This window comes from Bacillus sp. SJS (genome assembly GCF_000732485.2).
Classification (GTDB): Bacteria; Bacillota; Bacilli; order Bacillales; family Bacillaceae; genus Metabacillus_B; species Metabacillus_B sediminis.
Genome location: NZ_JAQV02000015.1, coordinates 20018 through 42655 on the forward strand (window position 1 = coordinate 20018; position 22638 = coordinate 42655).

Sequence of the window (22638 nt, forward strand, 5' to 3'; positions counted from 1 at the left end):
TTTATGGGGTGCTTTTTTCATTGAGAGAGAGTTCGTAAACTCTGCCTTTGTTTTGGCCGGTGGATTTTAGGTTGAGGGAATGGAGGAGACGAGTAGCTGCCGCTTGGGAAGGAATTCGAAGATACTCTCGAATCTCTTTATTAGTAATAGAAGTATTGATCAGCAGTCTATAATCGTTTAATGCTTGAATATGAGCAGACTTAGAAGAAGACTTGCATTCCTTGCACTTCCATCCGCCGTGAATTCTCTCCATTATATTTTCGCATTGAACACAGATGACTCCCTTTATGATTTCATCTTTCTCAACTGAAAATTTTTGAATGACTGGATAATCTGCTTCATTGTGGGATTTAAGAAAAAGTTTTACTGTTTTTTTAAGATCTTTTTCTGTCAGAATTTTTTCGTGGTTCATTTTTCGGATGCTCTGTATCACTGAAGGAAGTTTCTCTGCATGAATAACCTTCTTATTAAGCATATTCTGAAACCTGGTTTCAGTTTGAATAATGGTCTTTGGACTGCTGATCACAACAAAAGAATAAGTAGGGAGCGGTTTAATTCTATGCTTTGCAGTCCATCTTTTAAAATAATGTTCAAGCCTCTCAGTTTGAAGAATTGGATCCGCATATGCAGTTTCCTGACCATCCTTCGTTCGGATAAATTGATTAAAAACAGGGTCAAAATGCAGCGTTCCAGCAATATTTTTCACTTCCAAGATTGCCGCAAAACTTGCTGTTAATAGTAGAGTGTCCATTTGAAAAGAGACAGATTGATCTATCAGGCGAAGATCATTAAACTGATAAGTTATCCCATCCTTTATTGTGCTTAGATGATAGTCTGCATTAAGTTCTCCTTTATAACCTGCATTTCTTTTCAGGAGTTCTTCCTTAATTAAAGGAAGTTTTTCGTGATTCGGGGGTAATCTGCGTATTAGTGCTTGCAATTTCAGAATGGAAAGCGGGGTTTTTCTTTCTTTAGCTATCATAACGTCCCTCCTTTTGGATTTATTGTTTGTTTTCGCCGCTGCTTATCAGATTCCTCTAGCCAATATTCTAGCTCAATTTCGTATATCGACGTTTTTTTAGACATATCTACGAAAAAAAATTTATATCGTCGATAAATTCAGTATATCGACGATATTTTTCATTTATCGACGATTTTATCTATATATCGATTTTCCGACAATAACCGACAAGTCCCGCAACCTCTTAGTTTCCCCCTCCCCCTATCCCTCAAGAAAAACTCGTAACCACCCACCCAAATACGTTATAATAAAAGGTAATGAATCCAAATCATATTTTAGATTTAATACCGAAAGAGAGTGAGCAGTATGGGTCGTAAGTGGAATAATATTAAGGAAAAAAAGGCAGCTAAGGATAAAAACACGAGCCGGATTTACGCGAAGTTTGGACGCGAAATCTATGTAGTGGCTAAACAGGGCGAGCCGGATCCTGAATTGAACCAAGCCTTGAAATTCGTTCTTGAACGGGCAAAAACATACAATGTGCCGAAGCATATTATTGACCGTGCGATTGAGAAAGCAAAAGGCGGTTCTGAGGAAAACTACGATACTCTTCGTTATGAAGGGTTTGGACCGAACGGGTCAATGGTTATCGTAGATGCACTGACAAACAACGTAAACCGAACGGCTTCCGAGGTTCGCGCAGCATTCGGGAAAAATGGCGGGAACATGGGGGTAAGCGGTTCTGTTGCTTACATGTTTGACGCAACAGCCGTAATCGGAGTTGAAGGGAAGTCTTCCGATGACGTACTTGAACTTCTTATGGAAGCAGATGTTGATGCACGCGATATCCAGGAAGAAGAGGAGTCGGTCATCGTTTATGCTGAGCCGGATCAGTTCCATGCGATGCAGGAAGCATTCAAAGGCGCCGGCATTACAGAATTTACTGTAGCCGAGCTGTCCATGCTTGCACAAAATGACGTAGAGCTTCCTGAAGATGCACAGGCTCAATTTGAAAAATTGGTTGATGCACTTGAAGATTTAGAAGACGTTCAGCAGGTTTATCATAACGTAGACCTTGGTGAATAACAGAAAAAGCAGATCCTTTCACAGGACCTGCTTTTTTTTCATACTCAGCATGACAACGAGAACAATTAGTGCTGCGCTCCCCACTCCATAAGCAAAAACGAGCGACACGGTTTTCATGGCAAAGCCTGAAAAGAGGGTTCCCAATGTGATTCCCAAATACATGATTGTGGAACTAAGTCCATTTACTTTCCCCAAGTATTCCTGTCTTGTTTCTTTGAGCATTAGTGCTGCAATATAACCGCTTAAAATGCCCAGCAGCGCATTATCAATAAACTGCAAAACGAGTGTAAAAGCGAAGTTCGTTGAGTACCCTTCAAAAAACAGGGTTACCGCAAGCACGGAGATAAGTGCTGTGAGCACTTTTGTATTGGATAAATACTGCTTAAACAAAATAAATAATACTCCCCCCGCTATGACCCCGACACCGGCAACACCAGAAAAAAGCTGGTAGTAGCGCTCGCCCAAACCGAGTCTTTCAGTCACAATAAAGATATCAAGATTTATCGCAATTCCCATGGCAAAGGATAAAAGGATATAAATTTTCATGAGCTGCTTGATTCTCTCTTTTCGCTTAATATAGCGGAAAGTGGCCTTCAGCTCATCCTTGAAACGCAATTCTGCGATCTTTTGAAACGCCGTTCTTGGAAGGGTGAGGATAAGCATAAATGATAGGAAAAACAACGCAGCGAGGACCCACAAAGTGGTATGAATACCAAATTCAAAATAAAAATAACTCCCTAAAAACGGGCCCAACACATAAAAAAGTGATCCCATCAGCTGAGAAATACCTATGGCACTCTCAACGTCCTCTTTTGCCACATACTCTTTAAAATATTTTTGTGAAGCAGGATAAGAAAATTGAGTAATAATCGCTGAAACTAATACAGCTGCAAATATGCTCCACACCACGCCATTTGATAGGAGCATACCTAATATAACAAAGGAAATTACACTTAAAAAATCACCAAACAGCATAATTTTTTTCGGATTGGTTCGATCAGCAATCAATCCTCCGATAAACGTAAAGATAATCAGGGGTACGTATTCCAGAAAATTCAGGGTGGAGATTGCGAGCGGATCTCCACTCGTTACATCCATAATGTAAAACATGATTGCCATATTTCTGACCCAGATTCCGAACTGCTGAATAAAATCAGTGGCAAGTATCGTCATAAACACTTTATTTTTAATTAATCGCATAGAGGCTCCTCCTTTATCTCCTAAGGTGATGATAAAGGGTGGAGCTGCTCCAGGGTCAATCCATAACGTTTAAGATTATTTCAGAAAAATATTCGTCCTGTTCCTTTTTCTGAAGATAGAATTCCTCTTTTATATAAATACTTGTTTCCTTTAGCGAAAAATAGGCACAAATCTTTTTAATATACTGCTCCAAATCAGGAATGTTCCCATAAAAATGAGTTTTTACAAACATGCCGGTTATCGTTATTTTTTCAGCCTCCAGCTGATGCTTTTTAATCCATGAATCAATTTCTGATTCCTTTTTATGTATTGCATCAATCAAAATCAGCTGGTCATTCACACGCAATTCGCTTGGTTCACTTAAATCATATGCATAATAATAGTGGGTTTCCTCTTCAAATAATTTTACATAGTAAGAGTGATTTTTATCCTTTAGCCAATCAAAATTCAGCGCGTAAAAGCGATACTCATAATTAAACACGGGAAGACTGGAGAAATCATGAGAATTGTGGTGAGCAGTTGCCTCGATGATTCCTTTCTTCGTTTCGGCTAACTTTTTCTCCAGCTTCTGAAGCTGTGAAATTCTGTCTGAAATAATATTTTCCTGTCTTTTCATCAAATCTATATATACCTCAATAGATTCCTGATCAATCGCTCTCTGTATATCCTGAATTGAAATCTCTAATGATCTCGCATTTAAAATAATTTCCAGTTGATCCAAATGCCGAACGTAGTAGTATCTGTATCCATTCTGCGGATCTTTTTCTGGCTGAAGCAAGCCGATTTTATCATAATATCGAAGAGTATCAATGCTGATACCATAAAGTTTGCTTACTTGTCCAACCGATAATTTAAAAGACATCTCTTTCCTCACTTTCAGGTGTTATAAGATGAATATATCGGTTTTAACAAAAATATCATACCTTTCAAGTTTATATTGGCAGGATGACTTTATGGATGAGTCTTCTTTTTCTTATTTCCAGACCCATTCCGGTAGGCTAAAATAGAAGTTTTTAATGACGAATAGCTTCCTATCGCAGCACTGCCGTAAAAAAAACCCATGAACAATCCCGCCCATAGATTATGACGATGACTGTAAAAGACCGACATCATCAACCCTAAAAAAGAAGCCAGTGCTGGGATGTAAGCCCTTGGGATTGGCAGAAAAATTTTTATGAGCTGCGTGACAATGATGATCACCGGCACTGCCAGGACCGCGTCCCAAAAATTGGTGTGAATGACGGGAAATTCGGTCATGGGAGGCTGACCACTGTTTCAGCTGCGTTTATTTTCAATTACGCCGCCTCCTGAATTCTTATTTTCTTTTTAATATGGAATAATCTAGGGCGAACTATGCAGAAAAAGGCCGCCAGTTCATGGCGGCCTTATGTCATTGCTTATTCAGCCGGGTCAATGTTAATAACAGGGGGCTCTTCGCCGTATTTCTTCTGCAAATCCACATAAGCTTTCACTACCCTGGCAGCGATGTCTTTGTTGATGTTCTTCTCGGCATATGGGACGACTACGCTAAGAGCAATTTGCGGTTCATCGGTGGGATAGTAGCCTACAAAATTTATGTTATAGGTTTTTTCCGTAAGATCTGAATCAGGGTATCTGTAGGTAGTTTGAGCAGTGCCGGTTTTACCGGATACATCGAGGCCTGGGAACTTGCCGGCAGCGGTTCCGCCCGTTTGTGTTACGGCTTTAAATCCCCTTTGGACCTGTCTGATTTCTGCTGAAGTGTTGTTAATCCGGTTTAATACCTTTGGTTCCTTGTCCAGATGAAACGGGCCCAGCCCCTTTTCAGATGTGGGTTCATGAACCGATTTTACGACTCTTGGCTGAATGCGGTATCCGCCGTTTGCTATAACGGAAACATATTGAGCCAGCTGGAGCGGTGTATAGGTGTCCAGCTGTCCGATGGAAAAGTCTAAGAGCTGTCCGACATTATCAGGGTCTGTTCTGTATCCATGCGATTCATTGGGGAGATCAATTCCGGTTTCTCTCCCTAAACCAAATTGATAGTACCCATTTCTCAAGGTCTCGAAATCTTTAAAGCTCCCTTTAAACGTTCCATTCTCCACGTACGAGAATCCGGCAATATTTTCAATGACCGCTTTAAACATGTAGATGTTCGAGCTCTTTTTTAACGCTGTTATATCACTTACCGAGCCAAGTGACCGATTGCCGGCAGAGGACTTGGTGGCCGTATTTTTAAATGTCATAGGAGCATCATAATAGACTTTGCTGACAGGCATTCCATTTTGATAAGCCGTGAGAACTGTTGCGCCCTTCACCACGGATCCCATCTCATACTGTCCTGTAAAAGCTCCATAAGAATAATCCAGCGGCTTGCTGCTTTTTCTGAAATCATATTGCTTTCCAGCCATTGAAAGAATGTCTCCATTATTAGGATCCATTACCACTGCAAAAGCACTGCTCACAAGCCGGTTGCCAGCTGTTCTTCTTCCCTTAATAATTTCTTCTTCAAGAATTTTCTCAATTTCTTTTTGAAGCTCCATATCAAATGTCAGCTGCAGATCGTAGCCCCGTCTGCCAGTACTGATAACTTCTTCAGACACGTTGCCGTCCCGGTCGGTTGTATATTGGATTTTAGACTTGGAGGCATTTAAAAACTGCTCATACTGCATTTCAATGTACCCTTTGCCGACCCGGTCATTCCTTGAATACCCACGGGCTTGAAAATAATCCATGCGCTCTCGCGGCAGGCCTTCTTGAGAGGTTGTGACCTTGCCGAGAATTGGCCCTAGTACATTGCCATAAGGATATTGCCTGTCCCAGTCCGTGATGATGTTCAATCCCGGCATTTTTTCAAGATTTTCCGAGACTCGGGCTATCTCATCATTGGTCAGCATGACATCCGGTCCTGGCTTTTCATCCTTAGGCAGAATCTGAGCTTTAATAATTTGCGGCTCATATTGGTACCCGGAGGAAAACCGTTTAAAAAGAACGGCAATGGATAGCTGCCTTTCACTTTGCTTCATTTTTTGAATTTCTGCTTGAGGGACCCTTTCAATTTGAAGCTGATATTGCTCTTTTCCATCCAGCTCCAGCTCTTTTTTCTTAAGGAGCTTCTTTGCTTCTTCCGGATTAGCGGACAGCCAGTAATCCTTTATGTCCCTGCTGCTCTCCTGCTCCCGAATCTTTTTAAGAGCTTCTGATTCGATCTCAATATAGTTAATCAGTTCCCTTGCGGTTTTTATTTTATTCTCCGGCTTCGTTTTCTTATCAACCGTATATGTAATAGCAGGAACCCCGATATTATCAACAACCACTCTGCCATAGCGGTCAAACATTTTGCCTCTTGGAGCAGGATAGGATGATACATTGGTCTCCGTTCTGGATAGTTCCTTATTAAACTCTTCTCCCCGGACAATCTGCACAATCCCTAAACGGATGATCACCAGAACAAAAACAAAGAATACCGCAAAAAACAATATATTTATCCGCCGCAATCTGGTCTTTTTTATGCCGCGGTTTTCGGAAGTATTTGTGGCCGTCTCAGTCATCTGATATATTCCCCTTCCTCATAAATGCAAAATAACTCGCTCTTTTATTCTACATTTTTTTACAAGGGAATAATACCCACTTTAAACACAATGAAATTTTCTTAGTGAAACAGGTGGTTATTCGCTGGCTGACGGTATAAAATCATCATCCATCCACTTCTGAAATAAATAGATAGGCACAGCTACCGCCAAACAAAGCATATATACTCAAAGTGGAGTCATGTTCACGAGCTTATAAATGCCTAAATGTTCAAATACGGCATTGAGTATAAAGGCCTGCACAGCATCGATCGCAGCGTTTAGCAGCATATAGCGCATACAATCACCATATGTAAGTGCTAATATGAGGGTGGTGCCTATAAAAAACACTCCATAAACAAACGAAGTTACATCGGTTAGAATGGGAATTTTTTCTTTAACCTCAAACCATTGAAACCGGTTTGCCATCTGGAAAAGAATCGTCAGGAGAATAGAACCAAATAATGCAGAACCAACGAATCGCTTCAGGTTTTTCTTATGAGAGAAAAAGAGGAGAAAAAAAGGGCAAATGAATAAGGACCATAAAATTATCTGATTCAGCATACATTTCCTCCACTTTTTTTATCAGTTTCAGCAAAAAAACGGAGTCCTATTCCATATTCTCTACATCCACCCTAAAAACGCCCGCTGGTTTCCTGATTTCATAAAAGATTTCTGCAGGGCTGTCTATTTTTTCGGAAACGACTACGCAATAAATCATGATTGCTTCTTTTTCTTCCTTAATTCTGATCCGTTTAATGCCAAGCTTCAGAGCCTCTAATTCATGAAGCAGCTTCGTAAGGTTGGTGTCTTTTGAAATAGAAATTTTCACTTTGAATTCTTTTTCTCCCAAGCGTCTAATCACAAACTTCTCCAGCAGAAAAGGAAGGATTCTTACACCAGAAAAAATGAAAGCAACTCCAGCAAGGGCTTCCATGTAAAAGCCCGCTCCTATGGTAATTCCGATTGCAGCTGAGGCAAATACGAGCGCAGCAGTTGTAAGCCCGGAGATAACCTCGTTGTGTCTTCTCAGAATGACACCTGCTCCCAAAAAACCAATGCCGCTAATCACGTACGAGGGAATTCGGCCAGGATCCATTGGACGGGAATAGGCTTCTGCATACATAAAAGCAGACTCGTATGAAACAAGTGTTAGCAGGCAAGCTGTTACTGAAATAATCAAGCATGTTTTCAAGCCCAGGGGTTTCCCCTTTAATTCTCTTTCCAATCCAATTATGATGCCTGCAATGGCCGAAAAGCTCAGCTTCATCAGGACATCAACATGCAGGACCTCCCCCATCTCATCCCTCCTCAATCCATACCTTTCTTAAGTATATAAACCGCTGGTGTAAAATATTTCTGGGGAAAGGAATCCGATTTTTTATGTATGCCTAAGTTTACAAAAGGATCAGCTTCTCCTGATCCCCTGCAGTCCATCTTGCTCTGTCTATTTAACCTGGCCGAAATAAAACAGATGGTTTACCCACTCCGGGCCTACCTGCTCCAAAGAGAAATTCCCGCTCATATCCTCTTGCAGGATGACTAATGAAGGTGATAGGGTCAGAATGGATTGAAACCTGCATAGACTTAATTTAATTGAATACTCAGGCTCCAATAAGTAAACTAAAGAGGAAATAAAATATAAAAATGTAAACGGAGAGGGTAAAATGGAGACACAAAATTACAAAAACCACACACGGATGCACCCGCTTTATCATTATGTTCTAACCGTATTGCTTCTCGGTATGCTGATCTCAGCAGTTATTCATGCAGTCAATGCGATGAGCAGCGGGGAAAATGTGTTCCAGGCCTTTATCATACTGCTTACTGCAGCAAGTGTTGTCATCATTGGTGTGCTCGTGCGGACGTACACGTTAAAAGCACAGGACCGAGCTATACGTGCGGAAGAAAACCTGCGCCACTATGTTCTAACAGGAAAATTGCTGAATCCCTCGTTGACTGTGAAACAAGCCGTCGCTTTAAGGTTTGCATCTGACAAAGAGCTGCCAGCCTTAAGTGAAAAAGCAGCGGCAGAGAACTTAAAGCCTGATGATATTAAGAAGCTTATTCTGGACTGGAGAGCGGATCACTATAGGATATGATCTTAACCTAATCTCACTGTGACAGACGTAAAAATGAAGCACCATCCATTAAAATGGATGGTGCTTCATTTTTATAGTGGCCTCTTACTTCTTTTCCATTACAGCGAAATAATTCCCTTCACAGTCTGCAAAATTAAAGACCCGGCCAGATGGCATTTCCACTAACTCGCCAACTGTCACGTGTTTGCTGGATAAATCCGTATATAATTGATCCAAGTTGTCAGTGAAAAATAATAAGGACGGTGTCCCTAAATTTAATTCAGGCGACATTTTTGCAATGAATTCTTTGTTGTGGAGAACGATTGTGGTTTCTGAATCATTGGCTGGAGCAATTTCAATCCATCTCATTCCCTGACCGTTATCTTCATCAGAAATGACTTGGAAGCCTGCTTTTTCCGTCCAAAATTTCACAACCTCATCCTGGTTGTTTACATACAGCATGATTTGTCCAATTTTTTGAATCATTCGTCCCCACTCCTTTTTGTCACTTTTCTGAAATTTTACCACCTTCTGTATTATTGGACAATGAGAAATGCTAAGCTTCAGCTATGAATACTAGGAATTTCATTGTGAATTTAGGCAGTCCTCAAATAAAATAAAGCATAAACTGTCGCATTGGACAATTTATGCTTTATTTTGCATCTATTGTGACTTAAAGCATATTTTCGCCAAAAACTTAAGCATAAAGTTGCCAGCCCTTGAGCTACATGGGCTATGTAGGATTTTAAAAAATCTAAATGATAAAATATATAAAGCAAAATAAAAAATTAAAGTTAAAAGCGGGATTTTAATATACTTTAGGCAAGGTTTTGCTTAAATTTTAAACTTTAGGCAAAATTATGATTAAACATATATAACCACATCATTGGCTATTGTTTGTCCCCTCTTTCCTGCTGATAATTTTCGATATATTCTCCAAGTTCTCTGTCTGTACCATATTCATTATTTTTCTCGTCTATTTTATAATGACTGCGATTACTTGGTCCACTGTCAGAATTCAAGGCTTGGAGAAAGTGCCCCAGACCAATAAGAATCAAAATTGAAAAGTGGATAATTTTTCTTTCTTTTCGGTCTTGATTAGGCTGCTGCTGCACCAAATATTCATATTCCTCTTCTACACAACTCTACGTGAAGAGTATATGTTTGACGTTCCAAAGCCAAATTCAGCCCCTGAAGCAATAGCAAAGTTGTTAGAACAAAATGGTGCTGGTAACTCCTGTTATGTGATTTCCTGGGATGAAGAAATTGATGGCAAAGAGCTACCATTATTAACTGCCTTAGAACAAGCTGTTGGGATGGGGATGCCGTCAATCATTTCCTGTATCCCAGATAAACTCGTTTATTTTGAAGCTGAGCAAGAAGTTCTTCCTTCCCCAAGATTTTTATTAAAAAGGCAACAGTAAAAAAGAAATGCAAAATAGGACTTCCAATTCTGGAGTCCTATTCTTAAATAAAAAATCAACATTATCCTTTAACAGAGCCAAGTTTTTAGCAATGGAATTTTAATTATGAAAGTATGACTACGATATCTGGAAAAGTACACAAATCATTTATTTTAAATTTGAATTAATAAAATCCACTAATTTATCTGTAAAATGTACTGCTATTGGTTCATTCTTTGTTTTATCGTTTAAATTAAGAACTGTAATTTTAAAAATGATATTCTTATAAACTAACATTGATTCATCATAAGTAGCTAAAACCTCTTTATTTTTTAAGCCATAAGGTACAGATTGATCCCAATATAGCATATCGTTATCCATTGGTTTTTCTAAATAAATTAAGTCAAGTACAGTAACAACGTTAGTATTATTGTTTTCAAAAAAAACTCTTTCATTAGTTTCCTTGCCGTCCATTTTGCCTCCTATCGTAAGAAATTCCCTTTTCCCAAAAGATGCTTTTTTTCCGACAATGGTTATTTGAGTATCTGTAGATGCCCCTTTAAATTGAAAACCTTCTACCTTTATTGAATTTCCTAACTCGTTTAATAAAGATTGATATCTGTCATATGTTATAAGCTCAGGTTTCTTTTTTTCGGCATGTACCTTTGTTGTTGTATGGACACCCTGATTTTCATTTAAATTGCAGCCTACTAACATAAAAAGTGCTAAAAGAATTGAAAATCTCACAAATCTCCTCATTACTTCACCAACCTATTTTTTAAACTATTATAATACATATCCATATATAAACAAATATGTTATTTTTTAAATAAATTGTTGTTTTTTTTTAAAAAAGTAATATATTGTAAAAGTAAGAAACCAATACCATATATTAGGGGGAAGTTCGATGAAGAAAAAACAAACTGTTTTGGCATCATTAGCTTTAATTACTGGATTAAGTCTGTATGGCGGTTCTAGTGCAAGCGCAGAAATTGGAACATATAGCAATACAATGGATTCAGCAGACTACAGTAAATACATAACCAATACTGGAGTGCAACCAATATCAACAGTGGATTATAACTTATTAGGTAGTGTAACTTCTACAGGTGTAGAACCGGCTTATATAATCAATGCTAGAGGTTCAGGTACTAGATATGTATACGAGTCATTTACAATGTCAAGCACTTCACCTGTAACTAAAGCTCACTATGTATCAAGAGTAGGATTTGAAAACAGAACTACAAAGGCAGTTCCTTTAGAATACAGTCAACAAAATAGTGAAACAGTAGATTGGAGAGTAAGTTCAAATATAACTGCTGAAGCCAGTCTTGGAAATAAGTTCTTAGCTGATCTTAAGGCTTCAACATCAGTTGAAGTAGAAAAACAAAAAAACGTAGCTTCATCAAACACTGTAACCTTTACAATAGAGATTCCTGTAAATAAATATGGAAAAATTACCCGTTGGAAAGACGGACAAAAGGGAGTTGGTACTGCAAGATACAAAAAATATATTAATGGTACCCATGTAGGAATGCGTAGTGAAAGAGCAAGTGGATCTGGAGTTAAAAATGCAGATGAATACGAAGGGGTAGTAAGTTCTCTTTAAAATAAAAGAACATTAAAACGAACCATCCTAGGCTTGACCTAGGGTGGTTTTTAAATTATCGGCTTTGTTAAAGTTCAATGTTGAAATAAGGATAAAATTTGGGAATCCCAAAAGAAAAGGAATTTCCTCTTCAAATTTATTGGAATAGCGATTTAATCCAAGCTGCATCGGATGTTTTAAGTAATTTGAGGGCGCTTTGTGCAACTTTAGCGTAATCTTCATCTGTTAGAGCATCTTCGTAACTAAACCATATGCCGTCATCTTCTAAAAATTTTGCTCCTAGCCTAAACCGTTCATTTATATGGTGGGCAGTAACTTTGGTTGGTGGTATTTTTTCTCCAAAATACATTGTTGTTCCTTCTTTAGGACATGTTGCTAACTCGATAACAAATGAACCTCCCCATTTGTTGAATTGAAAAGTAATCAAATCAATATTGGTTTCATTGACTGTTCTAAGATGAGGAAAGGACCCTTTAAATCCTTGCTCTCTCAAAATTGGTATTACTTCCTGTTTTATGGCGTTCTCCATCATTTTTCTTTCAGTAGTAGCCATTTGATTTCCCCTCTTATTTAGTAAAGTTAAACAGATAATTTTAATTGACGTAGACTTCTGTAAGTATCAGTCATTTCATATACGAATGATGATAACAAGAAATCTTTGATATTATGTTTTTTGTTTTCATTGCTGCGACTGTCAATAAACAAGAACCAAGCAAGATAATTGTTGAGATACTTGGTTGATACACCCTTAAACCGTTCAATCCACAGCTTCAAACTAGAGTGGAGACCATTAACATTTTGTATTTGGTACAAACCCTTGATAATGTGCTTTCCATCGTTTGAATTAATCCGGTAATGTTCTAATTCTTTATCTTTGACGTAGGTCTTGTAAGCTCTCCAAGCATCCGTTACAAGCACGTTGTTGGATTTCAGTTTAGAGCCAATCAAATTCTCAACTTTTGTTTTAACGACACGACCCATACAGTCACCCTTTGAGGCAGTTGACTTTGTACGGTCTCTTGCAACAAGAACACATACTTGTTCGTGGCTAATTTCTCTATGTTTTGATTTTCCGCCACGCTTTCGAGGTTTACGCTCAGTTATGCCACGTTGCCCTTTTTGAGAGTATAGGAAATAGTTTTCGTCAACTTCGACAATACCTTCAAATTGTTCAAAATCCATTTGTTTAAGAGCCGTTAACAGCTTGTGTCCAAGTAACCCCTACAATTTCAGCAGATTTTCGTAGGGAGTATCCATTGAACATACAGTCAACAAATGTAATCCATTCGTCGCCTTTTCGAGTACGAAAGAGAATTGTGTTCGTAGTGTCTGTAAATTTTTCACTACAGCATTTGCAACGGTACCGTTGACGACTATTATATTTACCAAATCGAACGACGTGCTCCGAGGAACAATGGGGGCATTCAAAGCCTTCTTTAAAGCCAGCTCTCTTATTTCGTTAATTAACTTACACCAGTAGATGATGCAGGATCAACATAGCGTTTCAACAGATGATACGCTCTTTCTTTTTGAGTAGAGTTTAAACTACCTAAATGTTTCAGTAAGTTATTAAACGATCTGTTCATTACCTTTAGGCATAAATATTTAAATAATTTAGATAGCGAATTCTTATCTGAAGGATAATGTATAAGATCCAAATAATTAATAAGTCATTAATTATTTGGATTTGTGTTTCTTCTTTCCACCTTTAGTTCCTTACATATTTCATTTAAAGTTTCTCTGTTATCTTTTTTCCAAAAGAAAGAATTTGTCTTATTAAGTGCCTCTGAAATTTTTTTTTGTGAAGGATATTCATCTTTGTTAACCAAATCAATAATTATACTTTTTATTTCTTCTTTCTTTGAACGTGATTTTTCTGATAGATATTTTTTGTGGTTTTTCACTATTTCTTGAGTTTCCTGGGGGAATTTTTCTTTCAAGGTTTCGGATTTTGTATAACCCAATTTTTTGGTGACATAGGAAAGTGAAGGTGGAGGATTTACTTTGTCCATTAATATTTGTTCTAATAAAGTTTTTAGTACATTATCTTCATATCTCTTTAAACTTCTATTATTATTTATTTCTTTTAAAGAAGTAGGCAATTCGTTTAAGGTGTCTGTATAAATCGTGGTATTTCCAGAAAAAATATCAATAAGAGACTTGTTTAAAATAAAGCATAATTTTAATAGCGAATGCAAACTCGCTCGTTGTGTCCCATTTTCCCAATACATTAATATTCTACATGGAATTAAACAGGATTTGGATAATTCCATCTTAGATATCCCGAATTTTTCCTTGATATTAATTAATAAATCCCTAATGTAATATTGGAAATTTACTGCAGACATATTAATAATATTTCTTTCCTCACTTTTTAAAACTATAAGCTGATAAATATTATTTATTATCCAATTTTGCCATTTTACATATTCAATTGATTCTAATTTATCATTATTTTCAACTCTTGAAGCACCAAGCCAATTACCGCATTTGTAACATTTGCCCATCTGTCCACTCCGATGTATGTGATACTGATAAGCATTGCAATTTGGGCAGTTACAAATAAGTCTCTTATTATGAAGCTCGCAAATTTCTACAATTTTAAATACCCAAATTAACTTTTCATATACTTCTTCTCCATTAGTTTTCCATTTTTCAAAGCAGTCAGGACACCAGTATTTCTTTGACCTAACATCATTGAAGGAAGAAAGACACTTACTAAAGTTTATTAACGTAAGCTGGTCTAAACCTTTCACTAAAGTAAGACTCTCTAAAGTAAATACCAAATCTTTAGCATTTTGGTGGAAGTTATTAAAGCTCGAAGTTTTTGCTGCAGTTATACCATCTCGAGGAATACTGTCCTTTTGCAAAGAAACATAAATTATTTTTGTAAAAAAAACTCCAAGGGATATCAGGTGCGCTGAACTGAGCCTCGTAACATAACTAGTTAGGCTTTCAATATTTTTTGTCCCATTACCTATAGGAGGTAAATGGTAGAGATAACTTCTTTCTGGTATGTTATTCACGAACAAATCACCCCTGCTGAATAAACTTTATTGAGCTTCTTCTAGTTCGTCTACACCGACTGAATCTCTCCTTGGATTTCTTTCACCCACTAGTTTATTACGCTTTTTTATCTCTTTCTTAGCTGGCTTATCAGCAAAATAGGCTTCTTCTTCTGTTAACCCCAATTCTAAATACAACTTATTTTCCTCAGAATTAGTTGTGTTCTCAACGCGTTTTTCACCTAACTTAGCTTCACTAAGCATCTTTAAAGCTCTGGCAGCAGAGATCTCATACTTTTTAAAATAATCCATCTCCATGGACGGTAAGTCAGGGTTGTTACTCAAACATATGCTATAAGTTAAATATATCCAATCCTTTAGTGTACCTACACTTCCGAGAGTCCGGCTATAAAAGTAATCCCAATGACTAACCAAGTCCGGTTCTTTCTGCAAAGGTAAATGCTTTTGAAATGCGAACAGTACATTGATAAAAGCCTCTAGATCATCCTTATTTTGAGCCTGATATCTCTTTATATGTGTATCTCTTCCTCTTCTAATTGTTTGGCCTTGTAAGTCTCGGAAAGTGAGTATATCATAAGTTCCACATAGGACTATCGGAACCTTGGTTATATTGGCTAATGATTTTATAATATTGACTTGATTTTTAAGATTTCTCGCACTAGTTGTCAGGGTAATGTGTTGGGCTTCATCGATAATAAATGCTTTTGGCTTACGGTATATTAAAACATTTTCTAAAGATCTTTTTAAAATAGCGCGACTGTCTTCTTTTACTTTTTTTTCACGACTTAAATATTTTTCAACATTTACCTTATAATCAATCGCTGGTTCATTGGCCTCTACCAATGCACGATAGTAAAAATCTTTCCAGTCAAAGTTCCCCGAATCCGGTGGTATTGCTTCGACCATTAAAGTAGAAAACATACCAGGATCCTGTTTTAATTGCTCTAAGTAATCTTTATAAATTTTCTCATTTACCTTTTGTATAAGTTTTGATTTTCCAGCTCCTGTTGGTCCATATACAAGAATCACTGAATTATCTGTACAGTTGTAAATCTTATCTAGCAAATCATTGTATGCTTGCTCAAAAGCTGGATGGGCTGCTGTATATTCTTTAAAATAAGTTTTTCTTTCTTCAATGGTTTCACTTAATAGTCTCTCCGGAAATAAATACTGTGTCATTATCACAGCTCCCTATAAACTTTGAGTGTGTTTTGCTCTTGCATCTTACTTACGATATCATTTAATGTTCTAGTAGTTGTTTGTGGACCGTTTTGTTTTTTATCCTCTTGTTTATCTTCAATCCTCTTCTCCTCATTTTTCTTTACTTTTGCTCTTTCCTTTTTCTCTCCGCCTTCTATACAGTGAACGTGCTTTGAAGAGCGTTGTCTTTAAGCTTTTGGAGTTGCAAAGATTCAAAATTTTGAGCACTTTCAAGAAAATCAACAATCTGAGCACCCGATATGGATTTTTTTAGGCCATATAGTTTATTTTTTTTACGTATTTCAGCAGTAATTAACATTAATTCTTTTTCAGTGCGCCCCTCTAATAAAGCCCGATTCTGCGCATTTAAAGTTACCCAGTGATTCTTAACATACGCATATGCTATCCCCAAATTATATGGGTCATATCTTACTGGAACCTGCTTACCCTCAATATCAGGGTGAAGCAAGATTTCAGCCCAATAATAAAAATAATTAATTTTCAATCCCTGGCCGACCAGTACCTTAGCAGTTCCTTTTTTGGTGGAAGGTAGTGTTAACAATCTAAAAGTTTCATCATACTTAATAAAAGTACTCTTTCTTTTACCAGTTTTTACAATACGTCTTAAAAAGATCTCTCTTGGAGTGTCTAGAAGGCTACTATGTGGTGTTGTATCATATATTTCATAACACCATTGTTGAAACATTATATGTAACTCTTCAAGTGTCCAGACAGCATGTGTTTTGGGATTTACTGCTTTTGTAACTTGTCTAACAAGTTTCATTATTTTTGTATTACCTAATAAATTGTGAACGAATACTTCATTAGTTGTGCCAAAGAGTCGTTCACATACCGACCCAAACCTTGGCTTGGCACCCGGTCTGTGCTTTTTTAATCCTTTATATTTAGCAATTAAAGTGTCAAAGTAGATGCTATGGAAATCTTTCCCTCCATCAACAACAACTGTTTTTGGAATTAGATTGTGCCTTCTAACACACTCCCTAATAACCATCATGCAAGATCTATAACTAGGTGGATCATAGGTTAGGTAAAAAGCGAGTATTCTTCTTGAAAAAGCATCAACCATAAATGTAATCCATGGTCTGCCCAGTATCTCTCCTGTTTCTGAACAAATGAGTTCTATATCAAGTTCAGTATGATCAATATGACCAATTTCAAATGGACGATCGCCATGTCTTGGCGTTGTCATCTTTAATTCAAAATAAAATGACTCAGTCTCATATGCAGCCTTCTCCCCTTGCCTCTTCTTAGTTTGCATATGTATTGAACGAGAATTTATTTCAACTAAGAATGTAGGAAAACTAGGGGCTGAATATCCCTCCTGCTTACATTTTTCTTTGAATGCGGTATATACAGTATAGGCACTCTTTTGAATAATCGTTTCATAGTCTGCTTCTATATATTGTTGCATCAATTCTAAAACCTCTGATTGGACTCTTCTTGTCCTGTTTCCTTGTTTATTTCTTTTTGATAGCAGGCCAACATATCCACACTGATAAGTTTCATCAGCTTTCCGATAATTATATAGCCATTCTCGTATGGTACGAGGGGGTATGTCATAATCATTGTAGTTTCCACCAGCTAGCATACCTTGAACAATATGGTATTTCCTATTTGCGCTTTCTAATTCCTTCTCATCCGCCGACAACAACATATCCGTAACTTGTTTTTCAGTCTCAGTCTCATCTACCGTCTCAACTCCATTAATAGAACCATTTTGTATTAACTCACTAAATACATTTTTAGGAATATCAACAATTTTATTAGAGTCATCCAAGAGTGTGATTACATTTTCTCCTGTGTTGATGATTGTATAAACCCTTACATCCCAAGTAACTTTTGCACCAACGTTAACATCAATTCCAGAAGGATTTAGCAATGGTTTAACATGACTCTCTAACATATTTTTATAAGCAATCGCAGCTTCTTTGTTAATGAAAAGGGGGAACTTTCCAAAATCAACTATTAAGTGATTATTGATGTCGACGAAGATTTCACCCAGAGCTATCATGGCGTAAACATCATCAGCTGTAAAAGAACATTGATCTGTTAAAAGATCATCTAGGAGCGTATAAGGCTTCTCTTTCATCAATCTTGTTATAATTAAACGGGAAGGTTGAGATAAATTCGGTTCTTCATCTAATAGGTAATCCTCTAAAAACTTTATATTTCTCTGATACGTCCAATCAATATCCTTAGAGGAGCAAATTCGAAAGCTGAGTCCTAGACTTTCAGCATATGATTCACATGGCGGACATCTCCATTGTCCACTCTCAACCAATTTATATCTATTAGGATACTTACGCGATAATTCAATTAATTCTTCATCTTGCTTCCACTCTTCCCATCCTATCCAATCCTTTTCTATTACAAAGAAATCCGCAGTATATAAATGAGTGTAATGTTTTTTCTTAGTTCCTTCTGGTGCTTTATATGTAATAGTAAATGAAGGTGGTTGATCATAATATTCCATAACATTCGAATCATGTTCTTTTTCATAAATACCAGCTAGTTCCAGCTTATGGCTTTCAAATTGAATTGTTAAGCCCATCTTCTTACTAGGATAAAACCCTGATACATTTCTACCTTTACTTCTAACCTTCCTAGCAGGGTCCGAGGTTCTAATATTATTTATTGCTTTGATAGTTACTTCTGGAAAGTTAAATTTTTTCAAGAAATTATTTATTTGGATTGGCATATAGTATCTCTCCGATCAAGAATCATACTTTTTAAACCACCAAAAATATCCACATCAAGGATTTCCCTTTCTTGCTTTACGCTTTTTTCTCTGATTAAGACCTCCTCATTATTTTCGATTCTCTCTTTAGTTGGTTCCAATATTCCTGTAGAGAGGTTTCTTTTAAAAATCCACTCCCTAATACACTTTCTAACTGCCTTCGACTCGGATAAATGCTTTGTTCTAATAGGGAATAAAATGCGCTATTGAGCTGATTAATTTTCTTTAAATATCTTTCATTCTTTTGTTGTTCTATAAATGCAATATGTCTTTTTTTTATCTGCTCACATTCCACCTTATATTTTCTCGAAAGCAATCTTCGGTCACAACCAACCCACTTTGCTATTTCACTTATTGAGACAGCCTCTTTAGAATTAATAATCCTTTTCAAAACATTCAATATTTCCATATGGTCGTGGGTTTTTTTTGTCGAATTAATGCAACCTGTTGAAAATTCACTTTTAAAAGTTGGAGTTTCTCGGCGAAGAAATTGATTAATTGAAACATCTAATACTTTACATATGTGTACTAAATTGTAAATATTAGGATGGGAATCTCCCGAAACCCAAGTACTGAAGGTTGATTTAGGTACATTTAAAGCTGAAGCTGCTTTATTTTTCGATGAACCAAAATATACCCGTAAATAAAATTGAAGTGAATCAAGCACTGTTCCTTGAATTTTATTACTTTCATCTACAGCTAGAAAATCACCAATTAGTTCTATATCTTTAAGTAATTCGTTATTCACCATTTCTTGTGGAGAAATTGATCCTAACCAACTCCCACACTTTGAACATATCCCTGGCGCAGAATTTCTATCTACAACTCGATTTTCTTTACCGCAACTGCAACAGTATTCAACAAGAGGAGTTTTATGGAATAAACAATATTTAACAAGCTGAAAATTCCAGATTAATTTATCATAAACAATTCTTTTATTTAATTTGGCCTCTTCATAACAGTTAGGGCACCATGATTTATTTTTTTTTAGTAATCCCATAGTTGGTAACATACACGACCACTGCTTAAGGGTTGTTCTCGTTATATCTGACCTCCCCGTTAACTCTTTAGTCAAATCACTAAACTCCTCAGCTAATTTACCTACTCCATTAATACCGTTTGCACTTTCATAAAACCCGCCTCCACGAATTGATATTTTGTTGAGGTAGTCTTTTTTTAAATATGGAGCATAAATACATGAAATTAGAGTACCAGTCTTTATGCAATGAGCATCTGCTAACCGGGTAATATAACTAGTTAAAGATTCTACATAAGGGGTTCCTATGCCAACCGGTTCAATATTATACAATTTGCTTCTTTCCATTTTTCACCACAATGTTTTTGTGGTAGTATTTTCTTTTTAATTAGATAATATCCATTAAATTTATATAATTATTGATCATAATGAGTATTACTCATCTCTGTCTCCGTTATAGAGTGGGGGATGTAATTTTAATTAAATAAAAATACTACTACCATAACCTCGCAAAAATTAAAACTTCATCTGTTTAGAAATATTTTTGCTGTGCGCTGTTCTCTGCATTCATCTATATGTTTATTCTTATTTTAATTTGTACAAGGCAAAACACCTATAGCATACAGTCAAATAACATTTAATTGTAATATGTCTTGTAAAAAGGGGTGAGATAAAGCGAGAGATACCTCGTTTTTCTTCACTTCATTATATTTTATTAGAGGCTACTTAATCAGGGAGCCAGCAGGCCCGATGTCTGCTTTCATTGAGAATGTTTTTTTAAAAGTAGAATTGGTCTCAGTTAGCCAGCCAATCCTTTTTTGTTGCAATGAGGTAAAGGCTCATTGCATGGCTTTTTCTTCAGGAAGTTTTATACAACATAGTTTCTTCTGGCTACTGGCAAAGGGGTAGTGGATGGTAGTTAAAACTGAAAAAGGATTACTTATACTTTTGGTTCCTGGTGTTAACATTGTAGGAGCTTCTATAAACAAAACAATGAGGCAGAAGACATCATTATTAATGAGTAAGTAGAAATTAAAAATTATGATAAACATCCTTCCTGTTGTCCTATTCAAAATTCTTTATTTCTTTTCTGTTCAATTGCCTTATATATCAGTTTTTTCCTTCTTTATCACCACGTGCTTTGTCATTCTCATATGTAAATATAAATCGAGTAGTAAGTGTGGTTGTTTTATATTAATGTCACTGCAACCAAACTTGTACGTCTTCTTACCATCATGAGTTTTTGATTCTGATATCAGATTTTATAAGCGTAAAACTATAAAAACAACAAAAAACCTTGATAGGTGTGTAGCCAATCAAGGTCCTTGTTTAAAGCTATATTTCTAAATTACCCATAACTTCTTCTATAAGCTCAATCACTTCAGTATCTTCTTCTTGCTTTTGTGCATTTTTTATTAAATCTAAAACTCTTTTATCATCAATTTCAGCTAATGCTACAATTACTGCATACCTTATATCAGCCGCCTTGTCTGTTAGTAATTTTGCAAGTGGCTCAATTAGTTTTTTGTCAGGAAATGAAGAAGCTATTTGTGAACTCCAATACCTTATACCATACTTTTCACTATTTAACCCTTTAATTAAATGAAGTATTACTTGTTCCGGAGAATACTTTAATAGCACATCCTCAATAAGTTGATATATCCCAAACCCACTGCCATTTCCAAATGAATTTATAAATAATGGGATGCAAATGGGATTAGGATTCTCTAAAAAATATTTTCGTACTTCGTTATATTTTTCGAGTATCTCAGAATTCGTTTCCAATACCCTATCATCAGGGAGAGGTTGATTTTTCTTTAAAAAATCTACTGCCTCAATTAAATTCATATTTTTTATCGAAACCTCCTGTTGCTTTATTTTGTCTTATCAATTCTTGTAGCTGTGTATTTATTGTAGAATTGTTATATCCATTCTATTTAAGCAAATTCCTCATTTCAAAAATATCTGCTGCAAGATGTTCGCGAGGACTGTTCAAATCTCGTTTAGAGCCAAAGGTTGCTGTCTGTTCGTGAATATCTTTTCGAATGTTAACCGTTATCCCTTTACCATGTGTTGTATGGCTCACAGCATCTTGTACTACATGGTGAGGCGTATGAGTTTCATTCAATCCCGTCTTTTTATTACCGTATCGAGATTGATTATAGGTACCCACAAATAAATCCTCTCCAAGTTTTGCTAGTTCAGGTTTATTTTTAACCGTACCCTATGTTGTAATCTTAAAAGCTATAAATAAAAAAGGCAGCCATCATTACCTTATTAAACAACTTTTTTCTCATTTACTATCGGCAATTTATAGGGTGTTTTGTGTTTCATCATGCCGTAAATAATATTCACAAGCCTTCTCATAATACAAACCAATGCTTGCCCTTTTGTTTTGCCTTCCTTAAGCTTTCGTTGGTAATATGCATAAAATACTGGGTTTCTTGGCAGCTTACTCCCTTTTGCCACTTGTACTTGCTGTACAGCTAGGTTGTAAAATAAAGCGTGCAGCGCCCGATTTCCCTGTTTGCTTTTTTGTTCCTTGCCTTTCCCACCAGAGCCAAAGTAAACAGGCGCAATACCCGCAAATCGTGCTAATTTGATGGCATTTGGAAAACGTCTAACGTCACCAATCTCTGCAATTAAAGCTGAGGCTGTCACAAGGTCAATGCCTGGCATGGAGTCTAAAATGCCGGCAACCTTAGTTCGAGCGTTCACCTATCGGTGCGCATTGGTACGAAAGCCTATCCATTTTCATCGTTTCACAAGAACTTATAAGAAAATGAGTCC

21 protein-coding genes and 2 pseudogenes are annotated in these 22638 nt (G+C 36.6%); 4 read left to right on the top strand and 19 right to left on the bottom strand.

Annotation, left to right across the window (positions count from 1 at the left end):
- Position 1: 1 nt before the first annotated feature.
- A complete protein-coding gene (locus tag AS29_RS07195) occupies positions 2-982 on the bottom strand; it encodes a nuclease-related domain-containing protein (RefSeq protein WP_035404477.1) in 981 nt (326 codons plus the stop codon).
- A gap of 345 nt (positions 983-1327) precedes the next feature.
- On the opposite strand from AS29_RS07195, the gene AS29_RS07200 reads away from it, so the two are divergent.
- Complete coding sequence (locus tag AS29_RS07200; RefSeq protein ID WP_035404480.1) at positions 1328-2047, top strand: YebC/PmpR family DNA-binding transcriptional regulator; 720 nt, start codon at positions 1328-1330, stop codon at positions 2045-2047.
- Between the two features lie 18 nt (positions 2048-2065).
- Here the strand turns inward: AS29_RS07200 and AS29_RS07205 are convergent, their stop codons facing one another.
- The 6 genes from AS29_RS07205 to AS29_RS07230 all read right to left on the bottom strand — a co-directional run bounded on the left by AS29_RS07205 (position 2066) and on the right by AS29_RS07230 (position 8095).
- Positions 2066-3247 (bottom strand): MFS transporter, encoded by a 1182-nt coding sequence (locus AS29_RS07205; RefSeq protein WP_035404482.1) that lies wholly within the window; start codon positions 3245-3247, stop codon positions 2066-2068.
- A gap of 55 nt (positions 3248-3302) precedes the next feature.
- Complete coding sequence (locus AS29_RS07210) at positions 3303-4109, bottom strand: MerR family DNA-binding transcriptional regulator (protein ID WP_051860497.1); 807 nt, start codon at positions 4107-4109, stop codon at positions 3303-3305.
- An 89-nt stretch (positions 4110-4198) separates the two neighbouring features.
- Positions 4199-4504, bottom strand: a complete 306-nt coding sequence (locus AS29_RS21710; protein ID WP_035404484.1) for a hypothetical protein — start codon at positions 4502-4504, stop codon at positions 4199-4201.
- A 140-nt stretch (positions 4505-4644) separates the two neighbouring features.
- The gene (locus tag AS29_RS07220) at positions 4645-6777 is read right to left on the bottom strand and encodes a peptidoglycan D,D-transpeptidase FtsI family protein (RefSeq protein ID WP_035404486.1); all 2133 of its coding nucleotides are present in this window, start codon (positions 6775-6777) and stop codon (positions 4645-4647) included.
- Between the two features lie 207 nt (positions 6778-6984).
- On the bottom strand, positions 6985-7359 hold the full coding sequence (locus tag AS29_RS07225; protein WP_051860498.1) for a hypothetical protein: 375 nt from the start codon (positions 7357-7359) through the stop codon (positions 6985-6987).
- Positions 7360-7405: 46 nt separating this feature from the next.
- Complete coding sequence (locus AS29_RS07230; protein ID WP_035404489.1) at positions 7406-8095, bottom strand: MgtC/SapB family protein; 690 nt, start codon at positions 8093-8095, stop codon at positions 7406-7408.
- A gap of 367 nt (positions 8096-8462) precedes the next feature.
- Here AS29_RS07230 and AS29_RS07235 point away from each other — a divergent pair, with 367 nt between their 5' ends.
- Positions 8463-8897 carry a DUF6526 family protein gene (locus AS29_RS07235; RefSeq protein WP_035404492.1) on the top strand — a complete coding sequence of 145 codons (435 nt, stop codon included), beginning with the start codon at positions 8463-8465 and terminating at the stop codon, positions 8895-8897.
- An 84-nt stretch (positions 8898-8981) separates the two neighbouring features.
- Here the strand turns inward: AS29_RS07235 and AS29_RS07240 are convergent, their stop codons facing one another.
- Positions 8982-9362 (bottom strand): VOC family protein, encoded by a 381-nt coding sequence (locus AS29_RS07240; protein ID WP_035404495.1) that lies wholly within the window; start codon positions 9360-9362, stop codon positions 8982-8984.
- 404 nt (positions 9363-9766) lie between these two features.
- Positions 9767-9994: a hypothetical protein gene (locus tag AS29_RS07245; RefSeq protein ID WP_035404497.1), complete on the bottom strand. Its 228-nt coding sequence runs from the start codon at positions 9992-9994 to the stop codon at positions 9767-9769.
- A gap of 42 nt (positions 9995-10036) precedes the next feature.
- On the opposite strand from AS29_RS07245, the gene AS29_RS07250 reads away from it, so the two are divergent.
- A complete protein-coding gene (locus tag AS29_RS07250) occupies positions 10037-10300 on the top strand; it encodes a hypothetical protein (RefSeq protein ID WP_035404499.1) in 264 nt (87 codons plus the stop codon).
- 147 nt (positions 10301-10447) lie between these two features.
- Here the strand turns inward: AS29_RS07250 and AS29_RS07255 are convergent, their stop codons facing one another.
- Positions 10448-11026: a hypothetical protein gene (locus AS29_RS07255; RefSeq protein WP_035404500.1), complete on the bottom strand. Its 579-nt coding sequence runs from the start codon at positions 11024-11026 to the stop codon at positions 10448-10450.
- Between the two features lie 160 nt (positions 11027-11186).
- Between AS29_RS07255 and AS29_RS07260 the strand changes: the two genes are divergently transcribed.
- Entirely contained in the window at positions 11187-11888 is a 702-nt protein-coding gene (locus AS29_RS07260; protein ID WP_035404502.1) for a hypothetical protein, read from the top strand.
- Between the two features lie 136 nt (positions 11889-12024).
- Here AS29_RS07260 and AS29_RS07265 read toward each other — a convergent pair whose 3' ends face one another.
- The 9 genes and pseudogenes from AS29_RS07265 to AS29_RS07305 all read right to left on the bottom strand — a co-directional run.
- Entirely contained in the window at positions 12025-12441 is a 417-nt protein-coding gene (locus AS29_RS07265) for a DUF4304 domain-containing protein (RefSeq protein WP_051860499.1), read from the bottom strand.
- Between the two features lie 26 nt (positions 12442-12467).
- Positions 12468-13474, bottom strand: a pseudogene (locus AS29_RS07270) (IS1595 family transposase).
- Between the two features lie 87 nt (positions 13475-13561).
- A complete protein-coding gene (locus AS29_RS07275) occupies positions 13562-14914 on the bottom strand; it encodes a TniQ family protein (RefSeq protein ID WP_035404504.1) in 1353 nt (450 codons plus the stop codon).
- 27 nt (positions 14915-14941) lie between these two features.
- Positions 14942-16093, bottom strand: a complete 1152-nt coding sequence (locus tag AS29_RS07280; protein ID WP_035404506.1) for an AAA family ATPase — start codon at positions 16091-16093, stop codon at positions 14942-14944.
- A gap of 175 nt (positions 16094-16268) precedes the next feature.
- The gene (locus tag AS29_RS07285; protein WP_066098999.1) at positions 16269-18833 is read right to left on the bottom strand and encodes a TnsA endonuclease N-terminal domain-containing protein; all 2565 of its coding nucleotides are present in this window, start codon (positions 18831-18833) and stop codon (positions 16269-16271) included.
- Positions 18834-18927: 94 nt separating this feature from the next.
- The gene (locus tag AS29_RS07290) at positions 18928-20196 is read right to left on the bottom strand and encodes a helix-turn-helix domain-containing protein (protein ID WP_051860500.1); all 1269 of its coding nucleotides are present in this window, start codon (positions 20194-20196) and stop codon (positions 18928-18930) included.
- Positions 20197-21183: 987 nt separating this feature from the next.
- Positions 21184-21696 (bottom strand): HEAT repeat domain-containing protein, encoded by a 513-nt coding sequence (locus AS29_RS07295; protein ID WP_035404508.1) that lies wholly within the window; start codon positions 21694-21696, stop codon positions 21184-21186.
- An 85-nt stretch (positions 21697-21781) separates the two neighbouring features.
- Positions 21782-22021, bottom strand: coding sequence for a hypothetical protein (locus tag AS29_RS07300; protein WP_035404511.1), 240 nt, complete (start codon positions 22019-22021; stop codon positions 21782-21784).
- 104 nt (positions 22022-22125) lie between these two features.
- A pseudogene (locus AS29_RS07305) lies at positions 22126-22536 on the bottom strand (transposase); the annotation flags it as partial.
- Between the last annotated feature and the right edge of the window lie 102 nt (positions 22537-22638).

Excerpts from the sequence above, each read along its gene's own strand:
- AS29_RS07195 (WP_035404477.1), bottom strand. The coding sequence starts at position 982 with ATGATAGCTAAAGAAAGAAAAACCCCGCTTTCCATTCTGAAATTGCAA.
- AS29_RS07200 (WP_035404480.1), top strand. The coding sequence starts at position 1,328 with ATGGGTCGTAAGTGGAATAATATTAAGGAAAAAAAGGCAGCTAAGGAT.
- AS29_RS07205 (WP_035404482.1), bottom strand. The coding sequence starts at position 3,247 with ATGCGATTAATTAAAAATAAAGTGTTTATGACGATACTTGCCACTGAT.
- AS29_RS07210 (WP_051860497.1), bottom strand. The coding sequence starts at position 4,109 with ATGTCTTTTAAATTATCGGTTGGACAAGTAAGCAAACTTTATGGTATC.
- AS29_RS21710 (WP_035404484.1), bottom strand. The coding sequence starts at position 4,504 with ATGACCGAATTTCCCGTCATTCACACCAATTTTTGGGACGCGGTCCTG.
- AS29_RS07220 (WP_035404486.1), bottom strand. The coding sequence starts at position 6,777 with ATGACTGAGACGGCCACAAATACTTCCGAAAACCGCGGCATAAAAAAG.
- AS29_RS07225 (WP_051860498.1), bottom strand. The coding sequence starts at position 7,359 with ATGCTGAATCAGATAATTTTATGGTCCTTATTCATTTGCCCTTTTTTT.
- AS29_RS07230 (WP_035404489.1), bottom strand. The coding sequence starts at position 8,095 with ATGGGGGAGGTCCTGCATGTTGATGTCCTGATGAAGCTGAGCTTTTCG.
- AS29_RS07235 (WP_035404492.1), top strand. The coding sequence starts at position 8,463 with ATGGAGACACAAAATTACAAAAACCACACACGGATGCACCCGCTTTAT.
- AS29_RS07240 (WP_035404495.1), bottom strand. The coding sequence starts at position 9,362 with ATGATTCAAAAAATTGGACAAATCATGCTGTATGTAAACAACCAGGAT.
- AS29_RS07250 (WP_035404499.1), top strand. The coding sequence starts at position 10,037 with ATGTTTGACGTTCCAAAGCCAAATTCAGCCCCTGAAGCAATAGCAAAG.
- AS29_RS07260 (WP_035404502.1), top strand. The coding sequence starts at position 11,187 with ATGAAGAAAAAACAAACTGTTTTGGCATCATTAGCTTTAATTACTGGA.
- AS29_RS07265 (WP_051860499.1), bottom strand. The coding sequence starts at position 12,441 with ATGGCTACTACTGAAAGAAAAATGATGGAGAACGCCATAAAACAGGAA.
- AS29_RS07280 (WP_035404506.1), bottom strand. The coding sequence starts at position 16,093 with ATGACACAGTATTTATTTCCGGAGAGACTATTAAGTGAAACCATTGAA.
- AS29_RS07285 (WP_066098999.1), bottom strand. The coding sequence starts at position 18,833 with ATGCCAATCCAAATAAATAATTTCTTGAAAAAATTTAACTTTCCAGAA.
- AS29_RS07290 (WP_051860500.1), bottom strand. The coding sequence starts at position 20,196 with ATGGAAAGAAGCAAATTGTATAATATTGAACCGGTTGGCATAGGAACC.
- AS29_RS07295 (WP_035404508.1), bottom strand. The coding sequence starts at position 21,696 with ATGAATTTAATTGAGGCAGTAGATTTTTTAAAGAAAAATCAACCTCTC.